Annotated in this window: 1 pseudogene; it reads right to left on the bottom strand. The window is 59.6% G+C overall.

Annotation, left to right across the window (positions count from 1 at the left end):
* Positions 1 to 239 precede the first annotated feature (239 nt).
* A pseudogene (locus ACO48X_RS02270) lies at positions 240 to 1,238 on the bottom strand (hypothetical protein); the annotation flags it as partial.

Genomic DNA, 1,238 nt, shown 5'->3' with positions numbered 1-1,238 from the left:
CGCCCGCCAAGGCGGAGACGAGAGAGAAGGCAAGCCCCGGCGTGGCCCGGGAAAGCGGTGCCTTACCGCCCCCGAAAGCCGCATTGGATGTGTTGTGTGTTGTACTCATAGCAGCATCCTAGTTGAGACCTGAGGGGGCAGGGCAAATGTGAATGCTCTTTCAATAATGGTCCCAGAGGCTCGCAATCCGATTCCCGAGCACTCGCCCGCCCCCGTCGGAGGGCTCAGTCGGTTTACGGTCACCAGGGCTGTTGCTGGCCGCCCCACTGCTGGGGGTAGCCGCCCTGCTGCGGGTACCCCTGCTGCTGGAAGCCTGGATCTTGATAGCCGCCTTGCTGCGGGTAGCCGCCTTGCTGCGGGTAGCCGCCCTGCTGGGGGTAGCCGCCTTGTTGCGGGTAGCCGCCTTCCTGCTGGAAGCCCGGATCTTGATAGCCGCCTTGAGGAACGCCAGGCTGTTGCCCGTAGGGGCCGAACTGTTCATTGCCCATCATGGGGCTCGGCCCGAAATTGTTTTGAGCTTTGACCTTTCCAGTCAAAACCACGGTGACGATGCCGCCTATCAAGATGATCAGCGAGGCCAGCGTCAACAGATGGAAGCCGATTCCGAGAATGTCCGTGGCTCCGTATTCTTTGACGTCGTTGTAATCTACTCCGCGGCCAATCAACGACAGGCCCCCGAGGACAATGCAGGTGATTCCTGCCGCTTTGGCGAGCCCAACCTTTCCACCGCGCACAAGAGCGGCGATGCTCAGCCCCAAGGCTGCGACGACGGCAATTAGGCTCAAGATCGCGCCGCTCGGAGGGTTGTCCATCTCCGATATCGCCTTGATGAGGCTGATAGAGGACGATTCATAACTGTAGCCTCCGCTGATTTTAACAAAGGGAAGGAACAGAGAAATGACGCCAAGCGCGCCGCCGGCCGCCGTCGTTGCCAGGCCGGGCATGAGACGCCGGCCCGACGAACCCTCGTTGGGATAGTTTGGCATGGGTGTGTTGTAGATGCTCATAACACCGGATACTAGCGAATCAAGGCGGCTAGGTGAAACGGTCAAAAAGGGGAGCTGTGTCTTTTCGGCGGGATGTTGACGCAAACTTTCAGGCAAAAATAGTTGGTGCTTGAGGTGCCGGGCATCGCTACGAAAGCCGCGACAGCAGGGGACCGCTTTCGCGAGACCCCTTAGCCCGTCCTTGGAATGAACTTGGAAGGAAAAGAACTCTCGCTCGGGGAACGGGCTTTG

The organism is Peptidiphaga sp., from assembly GCF_057238965.1.
Note: the sequence above shows the minus strand (reverse complement) of the source record. Positions and strands in the feature narration are given on the sequence as shown.